Origin of the sequence: Coprothermobacter platensis DSM 11748, assembly GCF_000378005.1 — a bacterium.
Lineage (GTDB): Bacteria > Coprothermobacterota > Coprothermobacteria > Coprothermobacterales > Coprothermobacteraceae > Coprothermobacter > Coprothermobacter platensis.
On record NZ_KB899040.1, the window covers coordinates 1060489 to 1078161 of the forward strand.

General features: G+C 41.6%; 23 protein-coding genes. 7 read left to right on the forward strand and 16 right to left on the reverse strand.

What is annotated here, in order from left to right; genetic code table 11:
- Nucleotides 1-708: an orotidine-5'-phosphate decarboxylase gene (gene pyrF, locus D890_RS0105770; RefSeq protein WP_018963564.1), complete on the forward strand. Its 708-nt coding sequence runs from the start codon at nt 1-3 to the stop codon at nt 706-708.
- Nucleotides 705-1292, forward strand: a complete 588-nt coding sequence (pyrE, locus tag D890_RS0105775; protein ID WP_018963565.1) for an orotate phosphoribosyltransferase — start codon at nt 705-707, stop codon at nt 1290-1292. The genes pyrF and pyrE overlap by 4 nt, the downstream gene beginning before the upstream one ends.
- Here the strand turns inward: pyrE and D890_RS0105780 are convergent.
- Both D890_RS0105780 and D890_RS0105785 read right to left on the reverse strand, forming a co-directional pair.
- Nucleotides 1287-2357: a PLP-dependent transferase gene (locus D890_RS0105780; protein ID WP_018963566.1), complete on the reverse strand. Its 1071-nt coding sequence runs from the start codon at nt 2355-2357 to the stop codon at nt 1287-1289. The two genes, pyrE and D890_RS0105780, sit on opposite strands and share 6 nt — an antisense overlap.
- Nucleotides 2358-2360: 3 nt before the next feature.
- Entirely contained in the window at nt 2361-3146 is a 786-nt protein-coding gene (locus tag D890_RS0105785; RefSeq protein WP_018963567.1) for a metallophosphoesterase family protein, read from the reverse strand.
- Nucleotides 3147-3317: 171 nt separating this feature from the next.
- Between D890_RS0105785 and D890_RS0105790 the strand changes: the two genes are divergently transcribed.
- From D890_RS0105790 to D890_RS0105800, 3 genes are all read left to right on the forward strand, one after another.
- Complete coding sequence (locus D890_RS0105790) at nt 3318-4217, forward strand: cation diffusion facilitator family transporter (protein ID WP_018963568.1); 900 nt, start codon at nt 3318-3320, stop codon at nt 4215-4217.
- A gap of 56 nt (nt 4218-4273) precedes the next feature.
- Entirely contained in the window at nt 4274-4900 is a 627-nt protein-coding gene (locus tag D890_RS0105795; RefSeq protein ID WP_018963569.1) for a histidine phosphatase family protein, read from the forward strand.
- A 61-nt stretch (nt 4901-4961) separates the two neighbouring features.
- Nucleotides 4962-5576, forward strand: coding sequence for a histidine phosphatase family protein (locus tag D890_RS0105800; RefSeq protein ID WP_018963570.1), 615 nt, complete (start codon nt 4962-4964; stop codon nt 5574-5576).
- A 67-nt stretch (nt 5577-5643) separates the two neighbouring features.
- Here D890_RS0105800 and D890_RS0105805 read toward each other — a convergent pair whose 3' ends face one another.
- Together D890_RS0105805 and D890_RS0105810 are read right to left on the reverse strand one after the other, a co-directional pair.
- Nucleotides 5644-6681, reverse strand: a complete 1038-nt coding sequence (locus D890_RS0105805) for an alanyl-tRNA editing protein (RefSeq protein WP_018963571.1) — start codon at nt 6679-6681, stop codon at nt 5644-5646.
- Nucleotides 6682-6683: 2 nt separating this feature from the next.
- Nucleotides 6684-7274 carry an HAD family hydrolase gene (locus D890_RS0105810; RefSeq protein WP_018963572.1) on the reverse strand — a complete coding sequence of 197 codons (591 nt, stop codon included), beginning with the start codon at nt 7272-7274 and terminating at the stop codon, nt 6684-6686.
- A gap of 160 nt (nt 7275-7434) precedes the next feature.
- Between D890_RS0105810 and D890_RS0105815 the strand changes: the two genes are divergently transcribed.
- Nucleotides 7435-7890: a Fur family transcriptional regulator gene (locus D890_RS0105815; protein ID WP_018963573.1), complete on the forward strand. Its 456-nt coding sequence runs from the start codon at nt 7435-7437 to the stop codon at nt 7888-7890.
- Here the strand turns inward: D890_RS0105815 and D890_RS0105820 are convergent.
- The 7 genes from D890_RS0105820 to D890_RS0105850 all read right to left on the reverse strand — a co-directional run bounded on the left by D890_RS0105820 (nt 7860) and on the right by D890_RS0105850 (nt 12715).
- A complete protein-coding gene (locus D890_RS0105820; protein WP_018963574.1) occupies nt 7860-8846 on the reverse strand; it encodes a nitrilase-related carbon-nitrogen hydrolase in 987 nt (328 codons plus the stop codon). The genes D890_RS0105815 and D890_RS0105820 overlap by 31 nt on opposite strands.
- The gene (locus tag D890_RS0105825; RefSeq protein ID WP_245533156.1) at nt 8839-9342 is read right to left on the reverse strand and encodes a hypothetical protein; all 504 of its coding nucleotides are present in this window, start codon (nt 9340-9342) and stop codon (nt 8839-8841) included. Before D890_RS0105825 ends, D890_RS0105820 begins: the two co-directional genes overlap by 8 nt.
- Nucleotides 9343-9417: 75 nt before the next feature.
- Nucleotides 9418-10350 (reverse strand): N-acetylglucosamine-6-phosphate deacetylase, encoded by a 933-nt coding sequence (gene nagA, locus D890_RS0105830; protein ID WP_018963576.1) that lies wholly within the window; start codon nt 10348-10350, stop codon nt 9418-9420.
- A gap of 53 nt (nt 10351-10403) precedes the next feature.
- Complete coding sequence (locus D890_RS0105835) at nt 10404-10781, reverse strand: lipopolysaccharide assembly protein LapA domain-containing protein (RefSeq protein ID WP_018963577.1); 378 nt, start codon at nt 10779-10781, stop codon at nt 10404-10406.
- Nucleotides 10781-10990 carry a DUF3783 domain-containing protein gene (locus D890_RS0105840; protein WP_018963578.1) on the reverse strand — a complete coding sequence of 70 codons (210 nt, stop codon included), beginning with the start codon at nt 10988-10990 and terminating at the stop codon, nt 10781-10783. Before D890_RS0105840 ends, D890_RS0105835 begins: the two co-directional genes overlap by 1 nt.
- Before the next feature lie 34 nt (nt 10991-11024).
- Complete coding sequence (locus tag D890_RS0105845) at nt 11025-11969, reverse strand: NAD-dependent epimerase/dehydratase family protein (RefSeq protein ID WP_018963579.1); 945 nt, start codon at nt 11967-11969, stop codon at nt 11025-11027.
- Nucleotides 11970-12076: 107 nt separating this feature from the next.
- On the reverse strand, nt 12077-12715 hold the full coding sequence (locus D890_RS0105850) for a phosphoribosyltransferase (RefSeq protein WP_156802687.1): 639 nt from the start codon (nt 12713-12715) through the stop codon (nt 12077-12079).
- Between the two features lie 114 nt (nt 12716-12829).
- Between D890_RS0105850 and D890_RS08125 the strand changes: the two genes are divergently transcribed.
- On the forward strand, nt 12830-13066 hold the full coding sequence (locus D890_RS08125; protein ID WP_083916941.1) for a DUF2905 family protein: 237 nt from the start codon (nt 12830-12832) through the stop codon (nt 13064-13066).
- On the opposite strand, the gene D890_RS0105860 is transcribed toward D890_RS08125, so the two are convergent.
- From D890_RS0105860 to D890_RS0105880, 5 genes are read right to left on the reverse strand one after another with little or no spacing between them, the layout of a single operon-like run.
- Nucleotides 13004-13660 (reverse strand): DedA family protein, encoded by a 657-nt coding sequence (locus D890_RS0105860; protein WP_018963582.1) that lies wholly within the window; start codon nt 13658-13660, stop codon nt 13004-13006. The genes D890_RS08125 and D890_RS0105860 overlap by 63 nt on opposite strands.
- A 7-nt stretch (nt 13661-13667) precedes the next feature.
- A complete protein-coding gene (locus D890_RS0105865) occupies nt 13668-14366 on the reverse strand; it encodes a phosphatidylserine decarboxylase (protein WP_018963583.1) in 699 nt (232 codons plus the stop codon).
- Nucleotides 14360-15337: a glutamate--cysteine ligase family protein gene (locus D890_RS0105870; RefSeq protein WP_018963584.1), complete on the reverse strand. Its 978-nt coding sequence runs from the start codon at nt 15335-15337 to the stop codon at nt 14360-14362. The genes D890_RS0105865 and D890_RS0105870 overlap by 7 nt, the downstream gene beginning before the upstream one ends.
- Nucleotides 15338-15347: 10 nt before the next feature.
- On the reverse strand, nt 15348-16793 hold the full coding sequence (locus tag D890_RS0105875) for a PIG-L deacetylase family protein (protein ID WP_018963585.1): 1446 nt from the start codon (nt 16791-16793) through the stop codon (nt 15348-15350).
- 33 nt (nt 16794-16826) lie between these two features.
- Nucleotides 16827-17642, reverse strand: coding sequence for an AEC family transporter (locus D890_RS0105880; protein ID WP_040363494.1), 816 nt, complete (start codon nt 17640-17642; stop codon nt 16827-16829).
- Nucleotides 17643-17673 lie beyond the last annotated feature (31 nt).

The following is a 17673-nucleotide window of genomic DNA, read 5'->3' on the forward strand; positions in this document are numbered from 1 at the left end:
ATGAAACCAAATTTAGTTTTTGCGCTGGATTTTCAAGATAAAGAAAAAATAGATTATTGGATCAATATTACAGAAAGCTCGTTCGATTGGTATAAAGTGGGCATGGAAGCATTTTACTCCATGGGTGATTATGCCCTTCAAACACTTTTTACAAAAAACAAGCACATTTTCCTCGACCTAAAACTAAATGATATCCCCAATACCGTTTACAGAGCTACAAAAGCAATTCTCATTCACTATCCGGTGGACATGATAAACATGCATCTGATTAGTGGCAAGGAAAGTGTAAAGGCATTCAAAGATGCGGTAATAGAGGTCTCAAATATGAGAAGAAAGACCATATACAGCATCGGGGTAACTATTCTTACAAGCTTGAGTGAAGACGATATGTCCATTATAGGCATTAACAACATAGCAGAAACGGTCTCTAACCTTTCCACTATGGCATTTGAATGTGGCTTGGACGGCGTTGTCTGCTCCACAAAAGAAGCTCCCAACATAAAACAACACTTAGGGAGCAGTTTTTTAACAGTAACACCTGGAATCCGATTCGATAGCCAGGATGCTGCTGACCAAAGACGTACGGGCACCCTTGTAGAAGCAGCAAAGTGGTCGGACTTTGCTGTTATAGGCAGAGCACTCACCCAGTCTGAAGACCCAAACTTAACGTTGGAACATATGAAAGAAATGTTGGAGGGATTGTCATGAACGTATATGAACTTCTGGAAGAGCGTAAAGCAATCATGCATGGTCATTTCTTACTTGCCAGCGGAAATCATTCAGATACATACGTGCAGTGCCAAAAAGCGTTCACATACCCTCAAGACACCATTCTCGTAGCTGAAGAACTCATAAAAACAGCCAAAGGCATATGTGATATAGAAGCGTTAGATGCCGTAGTTGCTCCCGCATTGGGAGCACTTGTTGTCGGTTATGAAGTGGCCAGGCAATTACAGAAGCCATTCTTATTTGCCGAGCGGGAAAACGGTAAACTCACTTTCAGACGAGGTTTCGCTATTGGGCCTCATAAACGTTACCTGACCGTAGAGGACGTATTCACAACAGGAAGTTCCACCATGGAGCTTATTAACCTTGTAAAGGCCGGTGGAGGCGTGGTAGACGGTGCCGTGGCTGTAGTTCAACGTCAGAAAGAAATAACGCTTCCTGTACCACATGCAAGTTTGGTTCTTTTGAATTTACCTATATATGAACCTGAAGCCTGTCCGCTGTGCGAAAGGCATGTGCCTTTGGAAAAGCCGGGAACTAAGCAGAATATGCAAGATCCATTATGACAATGCCTTACTGATGTCTTGGTAAAGTTCTTCTGCATTGACATCACCTGTATAAAAGCGAACTAAGTTGGGGCTAAGCCCCCAACTTTTCAAAACGTCTACTCTGTAAGAGGCTAACAGAGGTGTTACCACAGGAGTAGTGCCGCCCCAAAAAACGCCTTTCTTAAAGAGTTCGAGCTTATCAACAAACATGGGAAGATCACTCAGGCTCATATCAAACTCTGCTGTTACAAAGCCGCCCACAGGGGATGGCTTTGAGCTATCCATTACTGGGTAATAGACATTTTTTACCCGTTCATCTACCTTTAATAGTTCCTGAAGATTGTAAGCATTGTGAGCGATATGGCTAAGCCTTTCAGGCATCTCCATTAATTCATCATAAAGGTGTTTTGCATCCCAAGGCATCATCACACCACCGAAGGTGCTACGCTCCATTTCTACCGGCTCTCTCCACATTTCATTCCCAAACAGTGCTCCGCCGAGTATTTGACTATCACCGGCAGGGTACTTACTTAATGAGACGGCTACTAAATCGGCAAAGCGTGAAGCTTGCAAAAAGCCAAAACCGGCACTGTTATCGGCCATTATTGTCAGTTCATAGTTATCAGCCATTTTTCGGAGGCCTTCCAAATTGCAAAGCTTGTTAGTAAACGGAGAAGGCGTTTCCACATAAACAAGCTCTGTCTCAGCTTTTATGGCTTTCTCAACCGCAGTCAAATTGGTAACATCAACAAAAGATGAAGTCACACCAAAACTCGGGAAGTATTCTTCAAATAGAAGTCTCGTGGGACCATAAACTTCCTCTTGCACAATGACATGATCCCCCTCACCTAAAACACTAAGCAGGCCAGCACTTATAGCTGCCATGCCGCTGGCAAAAACGAAAGAAAAGTCAGCAGGTTCGAATGACAAAAGTTTTTTTTCCAAGTTTTCTACCGTGGGATGGCCATCTCTGGCATAGAAATAATCTTTACTATCGCCGTATAAAGCTGCCTGCATATCATTAAAGTCATGGAAGGTAAAATTTGTACTCCTATAAATCGGTAACTTCAACGGTTTTGACATATATCAAGAGTGCTCCTGCTTTAGGTCCCAATTAGGAGCACCCATCATTATAACGGTTTTGAGTTTCTCCTTACTTTGCTCTTTTATGGGCATTTTGTCGATTTCTTTACAAGTAGCGGTAGTATCATATTTTACGCGTTTTAACGAAACCACGCCATCCTCTATCAATGCGTAACTTGCCATAGGAATATAATCGCGTGGTTGACCAACGGAACCCGGATTCAGAAACATTAGCCCACTTTCACAAACCAAGAACTGCTCGTGGCTATGTCCAACCAAAATAAAATCGTAATTGTTTTCATTTCCGTTGGGGAATAGATTTACCAAACTGCCAGGATTTGCACGCTTTGCTGCTTCCGCTTCGCCTTTAAAACTACCTCGGTCGCACCCTCTTAGATACTTGTAAAGGGGATCAGAAGGCGCGCCATGAGTAGCCAAAAATCTGTAACCGCCTATAGTCCAAGACTCCATGGGCTTTAAACGCTTTAAGTACTGTTTATTCTGTTCAGTAAGTACTTTGATTGTGAAATTTAGCCGGGTTTCCACGCTAAGTTCATAGAACATCAAACCACATTGGCAGCTAACTCCATAAACCGCAGCGTAATCATGGTTGCCAATGAGTGAATGCCCTGTTAATTTTTTTATTGTATCTATTACTTCATTAGGCGATGGACCGTAGTCAACAAAATCTCCGAGAAAAACAACCTCATCGGCATCAGATTCCTTATTGAGCACAGCTTGAAGTGCTTCATTGTTGCCATGAACATCACTTACAACGAGAATCTTCATTGAAGTATTGCCACTTTCATGGCAAAATTATAAACCAATTCTTGGACACCAACTCATCCACTGCTTGGCTCATCAAAAAAGTTTGCATTTGATAACTACTGTTACATCTGAAAGAATTGTGCTAAAATTTCATCTTATACAACTCAAAAATTCCCTTAGGAGTGAAAAATCGTGAAAACTGTGCGTGACTATCAGCCTGACCAGCAGCTACATCGGTGGTACGTCAATGCTTTTGAGATTACTATAGCAGGTAATGTAATATTGGTCGCTGTTAAAGCTATAGTAGCTTACATAACAAATAGTGCCGCAATGTACGCAGAAACGGCAAATTCGGCATCAGATGTGATTTACTCTTTACTGATGGTTTTTGGCTTATGGGTCTCACAGAAGCCACCTGACTCCTCACATCCCCAAGGGCATAGTCGATTCGAACCTTTGGTAAGCTTAGTAATAGCCCTTTCCATGGGCTTTGCAGGATATGAAGCTGCGCGAACCTCTATCATCAAACTCATTTCCGGTGGCGTCATGGTTCAACCAGGATGGCCTTCGCTGGTTATGCTGCTAACGGCAACCACAAAGGTGTTTATGTATTATGCACTGCTGAGGTTTTCTCAAAAAACGAGAAGCCCCGCTTTGCATGCCACTGCCCAAGACAATTTGGCTGATGTACTGTCATCCACAGCAGCATTTCTTGGCATATTAGGCTCTTATTACATAAACCCTTTATTAGATCCAATTGCTGGTCTCTTTGTCTCAGCATGGATATTCAAGGCAGTGGTACCTTTACTGATGGAGAATTTGAAATACATCACCGGTGGTTCTGCTACCGAAGAAGACATACAAGGCATACTGGATATAGCTTCAAAAGTTCCCGGAGTGTTGAAAGTCCATGAGCTGGTAACGGAATACGTAGGTCCTCGCTTGGTCGTAGAAATGCATGTGAACGTGCGAGGAGACTTGCCTTTGTCTGACGCACATCGTATAAGTGATGAAATTGTTAATAATGTAATCTCTCATGTAAAGGATGTAGACCGTGTGTATGTCCATTTAGAACCAGAGGATGAAAATTAGTCTTAGGTTAACACTGTATTTACTTCATAACAAATAGATGCGCATACAATAATGTCATGCGCATCTATTTAGTGAGACACCCTGAAACTCAATGGAACAAAGAAAACAGATTCCAAGGCCAAACGGATATCCCCATCACAGAAAAAGGACTTCATGACTTGCAAACTGCTGCACCCATATTAGCTTCTTTATCTGTGCAAACTATTTACACAAGTCCGCTAAAAAGGGCGAAAGTCGTTGCCCAAGAAGTTAGTAAACTAACAGGGAAAGCTTTTCATGAAGACCGTAGAATCATGGAAGTCAATTGCGGCCGTTGGGAAGGAGAAACCGTACCACATCTCATGCAAGCTGAACCAAATTTAATCGAACAGTGGTGGAAAGATCCCTACAATTTTCAGATTCCTGGTGGAGAAAGTTATGAAGATGTGGAACGAAGGACAACATCTTTTCTAAAAGAAATCGTCGATAAAGGTGAAGATGCTTTGGTCGTGAGTCACGGCATAGCCATCCTAACCATGCTCAGGTATGTCCTGCAAATCCCTAAAAACCATGTCCGCTCTATTCGTATAGACAATTTAGCAATCGTGCGTTTAGATGGCGATGGTAATGGACTAAGTTTATCCATGGTAAACCCAGCTCGCTTCTTACTAACAAGGACTGAGATTACGAACATTGATGATTAAGACATTTATTGCTTTTATGAATACTTTCCGTGAATATGGAATTCACATTATAATATGAATTATGAGAATTTACTTACTTAGACACCCTGAAACAGATTGGAACGGAGAGTGGCGTTTTCAAGGTCGCACAGATATTCCTATCAGCGAAAAAGGTATGAAATCCTTGGAACAAGCGCTTCCCGTATTATGCTCTCTTCCCGTAGAAACCTTATATACGAGTCCATTAAAGCGTGCAAAAATTGTTGCTGAAAAAATAAGTGAAAAGATGAATATTCCATTCAAAGAAGATGCCAGGATTATTGAAGCTCATTGTGGAGAGTGGGAAGGCAGAAGGGTTCCTGATTTGATGAAAGAAGAACCAGATTTACTTGGTAAGTGGTGGAAAAACCCATATCTAACACCCATGCCCGGTGGAGAAACATACCAACAAGTTGAACAAAGAACAAGTGCCTTTTTGGAGGAAGTTATAGAACAAGGCAAAAATGCTTTAGTGGTAAGTCATGGGATCGCTATAACCACCATGCTTCGTTATATATTAGACTTACCGCAGGAAAAAACGGGAATATTGAGAATAGAAAACCTTGGTTTAGCAAAAATAGAAATAGACGACTTAGGTAAAGGCTTTGTTATTTCGAACCCTGCCGGCATATTAGATGTTTTAACCTTTCCCCTATAGCAGAAGTGCCCTTTAGGGGAGCGAACTTCAGCTATAGCTATATAAGGCTTCATGAAATCAGATACGATTAACCATTTGACAACGGTATCTTTCCTGTTATAACGCCTTTTCCCCCACCATTCGCGCCTTGTTCTCTTAATTCTTGGAAGTACGTATCGCTATCAGGGCCAGCGATAGCGAAGTAGCCTTCTTCATTGATAAGTACGATATTTTTTTCTATCTCACCACAATATGAAGCGATTTGTTTCATACTTTGCATGTCTAAGGGCAGATTCTGCCAGCGCACTTGAGAGCTTTCAGATATATACTGCTTTATCATTTCTAACAGGTTTTTCTTATCATATTCCAACTGCCTTTTTTGGTCCAATATCTGCTGTATCCTTTCTTTTATATCGCCACTAAGTATGTTTTTCAATTGCTGTTCCTTGGTCACATACTTTTTGGCAATGCGACCCAAACGTAAACCTGATGCAAAAATCACTCTGACATACCGGGTATTTTTTCGTTCGACCTTCAATAAAGCAAATCCACCGATGTCGGCGGTATTCTGCACATGTGTACCACCACATGCGCACTTATCAATGCCTTCTATGTCAACGATTCGCGGATGTAGGACCTTAGTAGGCTTGCGCAAATGCTCTGTTCCGTCTCCTTCATATATGTGAACAGGAATCCTTTCAGCTATGACTTCATTCACACGTTTTTCAAGTTGCTCGTATTTGGTCATATCATCGTCTGCTCCAAGGAGCTCTATTTTAGAATCGTCGTCAAATATGGAAAAGCCCTCTGATGGCCAGCCATAAAGATCTTCAGCTAAAGCAGAAAATATGTGTTGTGCGGTGTGTTGCTGGCTTACTTCCAAACGCCACAACTCATCTATAAAAACATCAACATCCCCTTTTACAACATCGCCCTCTTGCTTTTCTATAACCCAAAAAACGTTGCCATCTTCCTTGGACTTTACCGTTGTTCTACTTTCTATAGAGAATTGTGGTCCTGCTACCCGTATGCGATCAGCAGGTTGCCCACCTCCACCCTCATAAACATCCGCCTCAAGTTGAAACATTTTTCGTTCTGAATCATAAGTCAATATTTTCCCTTTCAAATTTACACCTCCACTACTACATCACAAAGCGTTCTTACGCACGCATCCGCTTGGGGAATGCTCCTACCCACTGCCACAGCATAAGCGTTGGCAGAATGTGCCATTTCTATGTCTGCTTGCGTATCTCCAAAAACAACTGTAAATTCACAACGTACACCCATAAGTGAACAAGCTAAAAGAAGCATCTCAGGATATGGTTTACCTTTTTCTACGTCTTCTGCCGTAACTATTACAGGCATTTGCATGCCCCAATATGAAAACATTTTTTTCACATGCTCACGGGAGTCAGAAGTAGCGACTGCCACAGGTATATGCTGTTGAAGAGTATTCAACAACGCCTGTGCACCACGAGATGGCTTATACAACCACTCCTCTGGTAAAGACATATCAACTTCACGAATTATCTCGTGAGTCAACACTCTGCAATGAGACCAATCTTGTATCCCACTAAGATATATTGACGCAGAGAGCAAACATTGCGCCTCTTCCATAGTGCATAGTGCTAAGGGAGAATCATAAAGTTCTTTATCAATACCGAATAGTTCTTTCGCTTTTTCTTCTATATGAAGCCCTTTACTGCAAGCGACTTTCATGTACAGCCAAAATATGTCTTCTCAAAGGGAGATACCACCGGTCAGAACACCATCCTTATCAAAAACAACGCCTTTCGCCATAAAGACTTTGTCACCACATGTTAGTTTCACGCTGTTATTCGTGACCATGGTATTTATTTTATATTGAATTTGTGATAACATGAAAAATGTGGAAAACATAGAAAATAAAATTGAAACACTCAAAAACATTATAAAAAGAAACGGTGATCGTATCACAAAACCGCGGCTTGCGGTCTACCAGTATTTGGTTACCAACGCCGGCCATTTTAATGCTCAGCAGATTTTTAATGCCGTAAAGCAATCCATGCCAGATGTAACATTGGCCACCATCTACAATGTGCTTGCTTATCTATCAAATCTCGGTGTTATCCAAGAAATTCCTACTCAAAGCGAGACGTTGTATGACGGAACAGAGAGCCCTCATGCGCATCTGATTTGCATGGAGTGTGGGAAGGTTCAAGATCTGTCAGGCGTGAATACGAGCCCTATCCTTAAAACAGCTAAAAACCAGCATTGGAGGCTAACTCAGAATCCTGTATCCGTTTTTGGTATCTGCCCAGATTGTCAAAAACGTTCCAGCGGAAGCTTACTCTGATAGAACTTGCTTAGCTCCGTTTGGTACTTGTAACTCAAAGGATGTCTGACGGTTTCTAATTTAGCATAATCCAGTTCGGCGGCAACCAATTCTTCTTGATCATACTTTGAGCTTAAAGCCATGAAACCGCTTTTGTCCTCGGTATAATCGGCAGGTGCATAGATGCCAGCTTTCCCCTCCAAAACGTATTGTCCCAACTTGCCTACTAAAAACGATTGAGCTGTGAACAACTGGCTGCTTTGAGCTCTTGCCCAAGCCCCTCTTATTTGCTCACCTAAATAAAACGGCGAAGGGTTAGCGGAAGGCACCACGAGTAAACGGGCACCCATGTTCTCCAGTATTTTTGCTTGTTCATAATAAGTGGCATCCATACAAACCAGAACCCCGACTTTTTCGTTGCCCACATCAAATAGACCTAATCTCGATCCTCTGGTCATGCGCCATTTTTCTTCAATGGGCATCAAGTGAGCTTTATCTTGAGTCATAATGACGCGGCCCCTTCTAAAAACAAAGCATCGGTTAACAAGTTTGTCATTGTCGATAAAAGCAAGGGTTCCAGCAACAATGGTTGCATCTGTCTTTGATGAAACTTGTTGGAAAATGTCTAAGTAAGTGTTCAGTAGAATAGGTGAAATCATCTGGACAAGTTCTACAGTGTTCTCACTTTCCAGCTCAATAGGCTCTCCAGCGATACCCATAAGTAGGTTGCCAAAATACTCTGGGAATACGATAATGCCTGCACCATTATCCAATGCAGCCGTCATATAATTAGCCACAGCATGAGCAAATTCCAGGGCATTCTCGTAAAAACGAAGTTTGGCATTGAAAACTGCGACAATGTTCGAACTCTGATTATTTCTCAGGATAAGCTGATCCATGAAACTTCTATAAAGGTTAGGACTGCTGGTCCTACTCAACGTAACTTTAAGCCGCTGGCGTCTCCACCAACTAATCATCCTGGTTTACACCTTCCAGCAAATAACGTTCATATTTTAGGTAAAGATCAGGGTTCATCATCTTCAATAACATGTATTTTGAGCGTGTTTCGTATATGGCATTCATGGAGATTGAAAGTTTATCTTCCAACGGTTGGATAATGCCCGTTCTATCAGGGCTCATATCGACAGGCACAACACCAACAATAAAACTGCCTTCTTCATGCTGAAAAACCTCTATGGCAGCAAGCTGGTTCTCTTGAATCCCAATCCATGTTCTGTTAAATAAATCGAAGCTGTTTTCATTCCATGGTCCAAAGCAAACGATGAGATTCTTCCCCATATAACGTGCATACCTGTAGACAGATAAATCTTGAGCATATTTATAACCCAAGGCAAAACCCCATGGTTCTTCTCTGATTTCGTCTTCAGGTTCTACAATAAATGTTTCTTTCTCGTCTAGTTCAATAGACAATTGCTCCCCATCAAACAGCGCACATATTGATCCCATCACCATGGATTCATTTTATCCCATTAATGCCCAGGTTCCAAAATCTCATGCTGGACGAATGTAATAAAGAATAAACGTTTTTCAATATTCGTCAGAAACTGTACAAAGTGGTAGGTCTACATCCAGCCCCATATTTTCCAAAGGCGAACGACTAGCAGTCAACCAAAGTTCCTCCAACGGCATATTAAGCCATCTCGACAAGTTTATGATGCCGTCTTTCAAGTTGGTTGCACTGCCTATGAGTGTTCCATCATCGTAAGCAGCACCTTTTTCCACCTTCAGCAGTCTTCCATCGATTTCATAGACGCCATCCTCCATGCCCATGCCTTCTGTTCCATTAGAAACAAAGATAACCCGGGAGAGCGATTTTGCCTTTATTGTCATACCAACCGTTGCCGGATGAACATGCACACCATCAATGATTAACTCTACATAGGCGTCAGAGTACAAAGCTGTTCCGATGGGTCCCGGTTCTCTATGGTGAAAGAACTTCATGGAATTATAAAGATGGGTTATCCTATTGGCACCGATGCCAATGGCCCTTTGCATCTGTTCGTAAGTAGCTCCCGTGTGCCCTAAGCTCACTGTCGCTCCGTTTTTTACCAAATAATCTATCACTTCAAAAGCATTTGGAGCTTCTGGTGCTATCGTAACGATGAGAGGAAGTCCTTTTGCCACCTGAAGCAATTTCTCTGCTTTTTGCAGCGTAGGTTTTATTATGTACTCCACAGGTTGGGAACCATGAAAATCTGGGTTCAAGAAAGGGCCCTCAACATGTATACCTAAGATTTTTGCTTCAGCACTGGATTGCTTTTTCGATGCGATTACGACATTGTTTATGGTCTCCAAAATTGCATCCCACGAAACGGTTCGCGTAGTAGGGAACCAACCGTAAATGCCGCTTAAAGCTAAATACTCACCTATCTCTTTTATAGCATCAACGCCATCCATGACGGACTTTCCTACAGCGCCGTGGATATGACTATCCACCAGACCTGGAAGTCTACGTATCATTTTCGCCTCCTGCAGCGCAAGTTTAAATTAACGTTAATAGCATTACCTTAATATTATAAGCTATTATTATCCTCCGTACTGTTTTTCCCATATGCGCTGTTATTGTTATCTTGGGCATTAGAATCAGATTTTACTGTTTTTAGAAGATCTTTTGTGATATCTAACTGTTCTTGCAATCCTTGTTTTTCTTCTTGAAGCTTCTTTATTTCATCCCGCAGACCTTTTATAGTTCTTCCTCTGCTATTGAAACTCGGCAGCACAAGAAGGATGCCAAGAATGACACCCAAGAGCATAGACACAACCAAAATCAGTGCCGATGAGCCCTGAAAACTCCAAAATAGAAAATTGATTTTCATAGACACGGTGTTTTGCATGCCGAATACCACGGCCGCGACAGCAATAACCAGTATGGAAAGGATAGTACCTGCCATTAGCTGTTCCCCCTCTGTTTTTTCATAAACTCGTGCTCTTTTACTACTTCTTCCATCAAATCGCCGACTTTCCACTGCATGTTTGTCGGCGTTGTCACAGCAAATACGAACTCTTTTTCTGGTAACGCGGCTCTACATGCTTTCATCACTTTAGACAACTCTTCATCACTAAAGCCATGAAGAAGCACAAACCGTTGTTCTTCATTCATGAACGCGTTTGCCTCCTCTCAATGATATGAACAGTCATTGTTTAACGCTTTTTGCAAATGCTTCTGCTGTTATTCTTAAACCTTCTTCCAACGTTGTTTTCGGTTGCCAACCGAGCACCTCCCGAGCCTTTGAAAAATCAAGGCAACTACGTTGCAGTTCGCCAGGTATTGCCGGACCATGCACTTCTGGAAAATCTTTTCCCACAAAACGGCGTAGCAAATTGAATATATCCATAACGCTGCTTTCTTTAGATGTACCAATATTGAATATTCCAGTAACGTCATTCTGAGCTGCCCTAACATTGGCATCCACTACATCTTCTACAAATACAAAATCTCTTGTTTGTATTCCATCACCGTTAATTACAGGAGTTTCCCCAGAGAGCATTTTTTCCAAGAAAATCGCTACAACACCAGCTTCTCCTTTGGTACTCTGGCCAGGGCCATAAACATTACTGTAACGAAGCGCTACATAAGGTAGTCCGTGAACCACATGGTAATAGTACAAATACTTTTCTACAGAGAATTTTGCGACTCCATAAGGTGATAACGGATTAGGTATTACCGTCTCTGGCGTGGGTAGTGTATCAACATCACCGTAGATTGCGCCACCAGTAGAAGAAAAGACAAACTTCACTTTGCTTATGTCCTCTGCACTTTCCACAAGACCCTGTATAACATTTATACTACCCAGAACATTGATAGAAGCATCTTCCATAGGTTGCTGCAAGCTCTTCCTTAGATTGATCTGAGCGGCCATATGGAATACCAAATCTGGCTTAAAATCCTTTATGAATTGTTTCGCTTCTAAACTTCTTATATCCAGAGCAATAAGTTTCGCATTCGGATTTACCTTGGCGGCATCTCCTGTAGATAAATCATCCAATACAACGACCTCATCTCCTTCAGAAACCAATCTGTTCACCAAGTGACTTCCTATGAATCCTGCACCACCTGTTACGATAACGCGTTTAGCCAATTTGCTATACCTCCCAAACCGTTTTCTCTTTTATTATTCTTATACCGAGATACCATGTAAAGTATAAGCTACGATTCTTTTCGAACTACAATATCCATTAAATATACTTATCTATGCTTAAAAAGTTCCGCAATTTCGCTGTCTTTAGGTTGGGTAAAATCGGTATAAAACTCACCCACTCCCATGAAATCTTCCGGCACGAGCAAAGCATAGACCTTATCTACTTCTTGCTTGAATTCTGGTAAGCGGTCCATTGAAATAACAGGCACTGCAACCACCACAGCTTTTGTACCTTGCGCTTTTACAAATCTGATCGCAGCATGCATAGTGGCACCTGTAGCGATACCATCATCTGTTAGTATGATGGTGTTGTGAGCAATGTTTCCATAAGAGCTACTCCCTCTGATCTGGCTAAGTTGATTCACAAGTTCATCGAGCTTTTCATGCCTCGTCTGATCGATATATGACTCTGCTACATTAAAATTGTCTTTTATAACCTCATCCACATAAAATGATCCATCAGGTGCTACAGCCCCCACAGCCAGTTCAGGGTCAAACGGAACACCTATTTTCTTTATGCCCAGCACATCCCAAGGCAAATTAAGTTCCTGCGCCAATGTATGAGCCATGATGGCACCGGCATGCAGGATGCCCATTATTACAGTGTCATTGATGCCCTTATAATCTAAAAGCGATGCAGAAAGTTTGTGGGCTGCATCTTCAAATGACTCAAACAAACATATCACCCCCTATTACAATAATATTCTAACTAAAAGTGCAAGACATGAAGAAACAGAAAGTCATATTCATGAAGGCTGAGAAAAATGCGGTTCAAGGATAAAAAAGGAGGTTCGTCGTACATGAACGGCATAGCAAGAGCGCTGATCGTTGCAGGTTTATCCTTGCTTATTTTAGGTCTTTTACTTTGGGTATTTTCTTCCACACGTTTGAGGCTTATCCCCTTTGGCAGACTTCCTGGTGACATTTACATAAAGCGCGGAAATTTTGTTTTTTATGCTCCTATCGTGAGCTTCTTAATACTTAGTCTTCTGCTCACGCTTTTTGTCAATATTATCGTCAGGATCTTTTTCCATTGAAACAGTCCTATTTCTATACCAATGCCATAAACGCATAATCACTGTCAAACTTATGAAAGCGAGACCCCATCCTATTATGATGGCCCAAAGCCAGTTGCCGCTGGAACTTGCACCCAGCAAGGTCAATAGCAGCTTAGAACCCTGCCAGTTTGCCCAAAGAACTGCGTAGTTCCAGCTTATTGCACCTATGGACGAAAACAGTGTATACCGCAGGAGATCCATACCAAAACTGCCAGAAAGCAGTATGGTAGGGGTTCTTATCGGACCAAACCAACGTGATATAACCACAGCCCAAGCGCCATACTTTTTCGTAAACTTTTGCAAGCTATCGATGTCATCTTGGTCCATACGGAGAAATTTAAGTTTGAGAACAAAATCTGGACCAAGTTTTTTCCCCAAGAGATATCCGATTACGTTACCTAAAAGGTTTGATAAACCAGCTAATATACCCGCTATGAAAAACGATGTCTGCCCTTTCATAATCAAATAAGAAACCCATAAAAAAGCAGGTTCGAACGGGACGCCTGGCATACCAGTTCCTTCTACAACAAGCAATAAATCTAAAACGAGATTTGCTAAGAACGCTTGGCTCATTGTCTACTCACCAATTTGCTAAGATTGTCTCGGCACCTACGACATGCTGACCCACTGTCACATGCCATGACAGGTCTTTTTTCGGTATGAACAAATCAACCTGAGAGCCTCTCTTTATGAACGAAATCTTCTGCCCTTTTTTCACGTTATCTCCTTCTCTCACAAAAGTCTCAATTTTATTGACGAATTTATCCGCTATCTCCACCATGGCAATTGTACCCAATTCGCTATTTACGACCACAGTTGAGCGTTCATTTTCAAAATGCCATTTCTTGCTGAATAAATCCACCCACCGCCTTAACCACGTAATTTTTACATATTCCCACAAATCTACCATGGGCAAATTCGTTTTTGCCTGATAGTGGTAGATACTGTCAATATGTCCATCAACCGGAGCATAGTTAAAATGAACGTCCAACGGAGACATGTATATACCTATAAGCCAACCATCACTATCCCCCTTGTACATCTTAGTAATCTCAGGGATGCTAATCGCTTCACCAAGCTTGTTGCTTACCACCTTACCGTCTTTAACAGGTTTAATATAAACAACTTGCCCATCAGCAGGTGCAATGATTATATTGTCTCCTTCCGGAGCCTTACGTTTTGGATCCCTAAAAAACCAAACATTTCTAAAATACCAATAGCTGCCTAAACCGGCAGCACCAACCATTAACATTGAAATCAAGACATTTTTTCTTACCATTCTTTTAGTACCTTTCTTATATTGTAAGGTGCTTTCGGTAAATAATAGAAAACAAAACCACATAATGCCTTAACTGGGTTAAATGAGAAGTGTTTTTTCTTCCCTAATTCCAATTTCCCACCACGATACCCATTATCCAGAATATTATATGTATTCTCCAGGCCATAATCTTCATATATGTTACGGACTATGTCTGCCGGCGACGTAGAAAAACATGTTTCAGGAATATCAATTAATTGGGAAAGCTCTTCATACAAATGCTTAATTGGTTCCACATATCCATAGCGTGCGACAACCGTTCTTAGCTCATTATATCGCTGATAATCTCCATCGAACCTATGGCTATCTGCAGCAACAACACTCAGCGCATAAACCAGTTTTTCTATGCGTTCTAAATCCCATGTAGAATCAAAAAGCCGCATTTCTAAAGTACCCAACCGCTTAGAAATTATCACATCTTGGAAACGATAATACTTGTCATCTCTAAGTGGACCAATGGCAAATCCTTCTGCCCATCGAAACGACTTCCCGTACGGTTTGTTATTTGCCAGTGGAGCATTCGCAGTAAGTAGTGCAAGTAAGGGAAGAAAATGTATGATGTTATCGTAAGAATGCTCAAAATCATCAAATCCGCTCATGTGGATGTGAAGTCCAGCGATGTTTCGCGGTGCCCATTGATCAATGAGACTCCCCATGGCCACTATATAACCAGACGTTGCATTAGCTAAGTCACGCCTCCGTAACGAAAGATCGTCTATTAATTCCAAGGGAGTATCGCATATTCTCGTGGAAATTTCCACGCTGCTCATCAACCCCAACCGTAAATCCTGACCTCTATTGAAATTTGTAGCACTATGTGAGTAATAAAAGCTCGGATTGCTCCACAATAGTTTGCTCATATAATAAAGCGACTGGACATTGGGATGAACAGGCTCTAAGACAAAAACTTCTTCTTCAAGACCAAATCTCATACGGCATTCCTCATAGTTCAACAAAGCGCCATGGCAACGTGCTCATTGAAAGGCCTTCATAGAAGGCCTTTACAGAAACTGATAGTAAAGAAATTCCGTTGATATCGGAAATTTTAACACCCAGCATATTGTTCAGTTGTAATGCCTCAGTACCATGTGTATCCTCGGCATAAAGAATCTCTGGGCCAGCTCCTGTAACTCTTACTTTCATGTTTGATGAATGTACTGATCCTTTGGCGTCGAAACATATCATATTTACAACAAAAACGGTTCCTTCTTTGGGCTTACCTGCGGTGGTTATACACAGAAAAAGTGAATGTTCGCTGCTACCAGCGTAGAGCTTTTCGATGTAAGCGCCTCCATTAATCATGCGAAGCTCACTATTACCTTGGGGCGCATAAGCTACAGGGCTTTCCTTGACGGTTTCTATTAAAAAACCGTTCAAGTTTACAGTAGCGCTCAGCTTTGTAGCTTCCGGCACAGATAATAAATTGAATAGTTCGTTTGGCCTTTCAAAATTCTGTAAAAACTGAGGCATTACTGTTTCTTGTGTATGATAATAAGAAATTGCTTTTGCTTTGTCATTCTTGGCCTCTTGAGAAAGCGATAAAGAGTACCACTTGTAACCTTGAACCAAGAAATACTTGGGCGGATTTACCGTTTTATCTAAAGGTCTTACGATAGGCATAGTTTGCCAATATCCTGAATGTATGACATAGGTAAACACTTTTGGTTCAAAATTGACCATCTTTTGCTGAGCAGTGAGTAGCGATAAGATAAGAAAGTTCGATGAGCCATAATGGTCGGAATTAACATCTGAACTATCCGTAACTATTATGCTTGTAGGTTGGTATTGCTCAAGAATGTCTACCATCTCTTTTTGAAGCTGATAGGCAGTAAAAGGTGCACCTTCTTGATAAGAATTCGCGTATGGGACAGCATCTTTCAACGTACAAATGGAATGCCGTGCCACACTTGACCAACCGTTTTGCCATAAATCTGCTATTCCTTTGTCTGGAAAGCCCAGGAAAATAACATCATTGTTTTTTATACCGAGTTCGTTGAGTGCATTTAGCGTTTCGCGCTGTCTATCTTCCCCATATTGTATGTACGTATAAGGCCTAGGTTTAATCTGATATTGATAAGCTTCCACGCCGCGCGTAAAGCAATCTCCGTTCGTAACCAAAACAACCTTAACCTGTTTACCTTCCTTAACAGCCATATGTATCAAGCCACCAGCACCCAAGCTTTCATCATCCGGGTGAGGAGCCACTACGAGCAGCTTCTCGCCTATTTCTGAAAGATGCAATGCCGAAATAGATGCTTGCAGACCATTCCCATTTTTTAATAGCAGAAAGGGAAACTTAATGCCGTGGAACGATGACGCCAGTAATATCAGTATTAAACATACACTTACCACTGCTCTGGGGAGGATGCGCTTTAGGTAAGTTTTCATGAAAGCATTATAACAGCAGACGATATGGCGTCTTTAAAGCAAGGCATTCCATAGCAGAAAGGACAAAGGGTAGATTAACGTACTGATCACGACTGCTTTCGAAAGGAATGCTGTATCTAAACCCATTTGCTCTCCGTAAATTATGGACACTACCATAGTAGGCATGCTACTCTGGACGACCATAACATCTCTGTCTAACAAAGGCAAATTCAAAAGTGAAGAAACTGCCATAGCCAAAAGAGGCAGCACGAGAAATTTGAGAAATAGTGCCGGCAAAACTCTAACATCCCAATCCATCTGTAAAACATAACCTGTATAGATCATTGCCAATGGAGACGTGACGCTTGCAAGCATGCTAATTGCATCACTCATCGGCACAGGAATAGCCATGTTATGCAGGAGCAGACCCAAGAATGCCCCTACCAGAGGCGGGCTGAATATACTCTTTATTCCCTTTTGCATCCACAACAGGATAATCATTACGGTATTTGTCTGGTCAAAGATAACACCGCGTGATAATCCATCAAGCCCAAATAAACCTTCTACGATAGGATACCCAATAAAAGCCGTATTACCAGCCCACCCTGCAAACACAACATCTTTTAACCTGCCATTAGACAACCTAAACAAAACATAACCGAGCACGTGTAACAAAACCACGCCACATATGATGAGCAGAAATGAGCTTTTTAACGCACTGCCATGCATCGCTTTAAATGCCATACAGGGCAAACAAACATTGAACACAAGCTTGCGAATGGCATCGGCATCAGTTTTTAGAAGAAAACCTGACACTTTAAAAACGTAGCCTAAAATCAGCAAACACAAGAATGTGATAATGGAACTCATAAACACATTTTACTATTGAGCGAACATTACG

Excerpts from the sequence above, each read along its gene's own strand:
- D890_RS0105795 (WP_018963569.1), top strand. The coding sequence starts at position 4,274 with ATGCGCATCTATTTAGTGAGACACCCTGAAACTCAATGGAACAAAGAA.
- D890_RS0105815 (WP_018963573.1), top strand. The coding sequence starts at position 7,435 with ATGAAAAATGTGGAAAACATAGAAAATAAAATTGAAACACTCAAAAAC.
- D890_RS0105835 (WP_018963577.1), bottom strand. The coding sequence starts at position 10,781 with ATGGCAGGTACTATCCTTTCCATACTGGTTATTGCTGTCGCGGCCGTG.
- D890_RS0105825 (WP_245533156.1), bottom strand. The coding sequence starts at position 9,342 with ATGGTGATGGGATCAATATGTGCGCTGTTTGATGGGGAGCAATTGTCT.
- pyrE (WP_018963565.1), top strand. The coding sequence starts at position 705 with ATGAACGTATATGAACTTCTGGAAGAGCGTAAAGCAATCATGCATGGT.
- pyrF (WP_018963564.1), top strand. The coding sequence starts at position 1 with ATGAAACCAAATTTAGTTTTTGCGCTGGATTTTCAAGATAAAGAAAAA.
- D890_RS0105785 (WP_018963567.1), bottom strand. The coding sequence starts at position 3,146 with ATGAAGATTCTCGTTGTAAGTGATGTTCATGGCAACAATGAAGCACTT.
- D890_RS0105840 (WP_018963578.1), bottom strand. The coding sequence starts at position 10,990 with ATGAATGAAGAACAACGGTTTGTGCTTCTTCATGGCTTTAGTGATGAA.
- D890_RS0105810 (WP_018963572.1), bottom strand. The coding sequence starts at position 7,274 with ATGAAAGTCGCTTGCAGTAAAGGGCTTCATATAGAAGAAAAAGCGAAA.
- D890_RS0105865 (WP_018963583.1), bottom strand. The coding sequence starts at position 14,366 with ATGGTAAGAAAAAATGTCTTGATTTCAATGTTAATGGTTGGTGCTGCC.
- D890_RS0105880 (WP_040363494.1), bottom strand. The coding sequence starts at position 17,642 with ATGAGTTCCATTATCACATTCTTGTGTTTGCTGATTTTAGGCTACGTT.
- D890_RS08125 (WP_083916941.1), top strand. The coding sequence starts at position 12,830 with ATGAACGGCATAGCAAGAGCGCTGATCGTTGCAGGTTTATCCTTGCTT.
- D890_RS0105800 (WP_018963570.1), top strand. The coding sequence starts at position 4,962 with ATGAGAATTTACTTACTTAGACACCCTGAAACAGATTGGAACGGAGAG.
- D890_RS0105860 (WP_018963582.1), bottom strand. The coding sequence starts at position 13,660 with ATGAGCCAAGCGTTCTTAGCAAATCTCGTTTTAGATTTATTGCTTGTT.
- D890_RS0105875 (WP_018963585.1), bottom strand. The coding sequence starts at position 16,793 with ATGAAAACTTACCTAAAGCGCATCCTCCCCAGAGCAGTGGTAAGTGTA.
- D890_RS0105820 (WP_018963574.1), bottom strand. The coding sequence starts at position 8,846 with ATGATTAGTTGGTGGAGACGCCAGCGGCTTAAAGTTACGTTGAGTAGG.
- nagA (WP_018963576.1), bottom strand. The coding sequence starts at position 10,350 with ATGATACGTAGACTTCCAGGTCTGGTGGATAGTCATATCCACGGCGCT.
- D890_RS0105870 (WP_018963584.1), bottom strand. The coding sequence starts at position 15,337 with ATGAGATTTGGTCTTGAAGAAGAAGTTTTTGTCTTAGAGCCTGTTCAT.
- D890_RS0105780 (WP_018963566.1), bottom strand. The coding sequence starts at position 2,357 with ATGTCAAAACCGTTGAAGTTACCGATTTATAGGAGTACAAATTTTACC.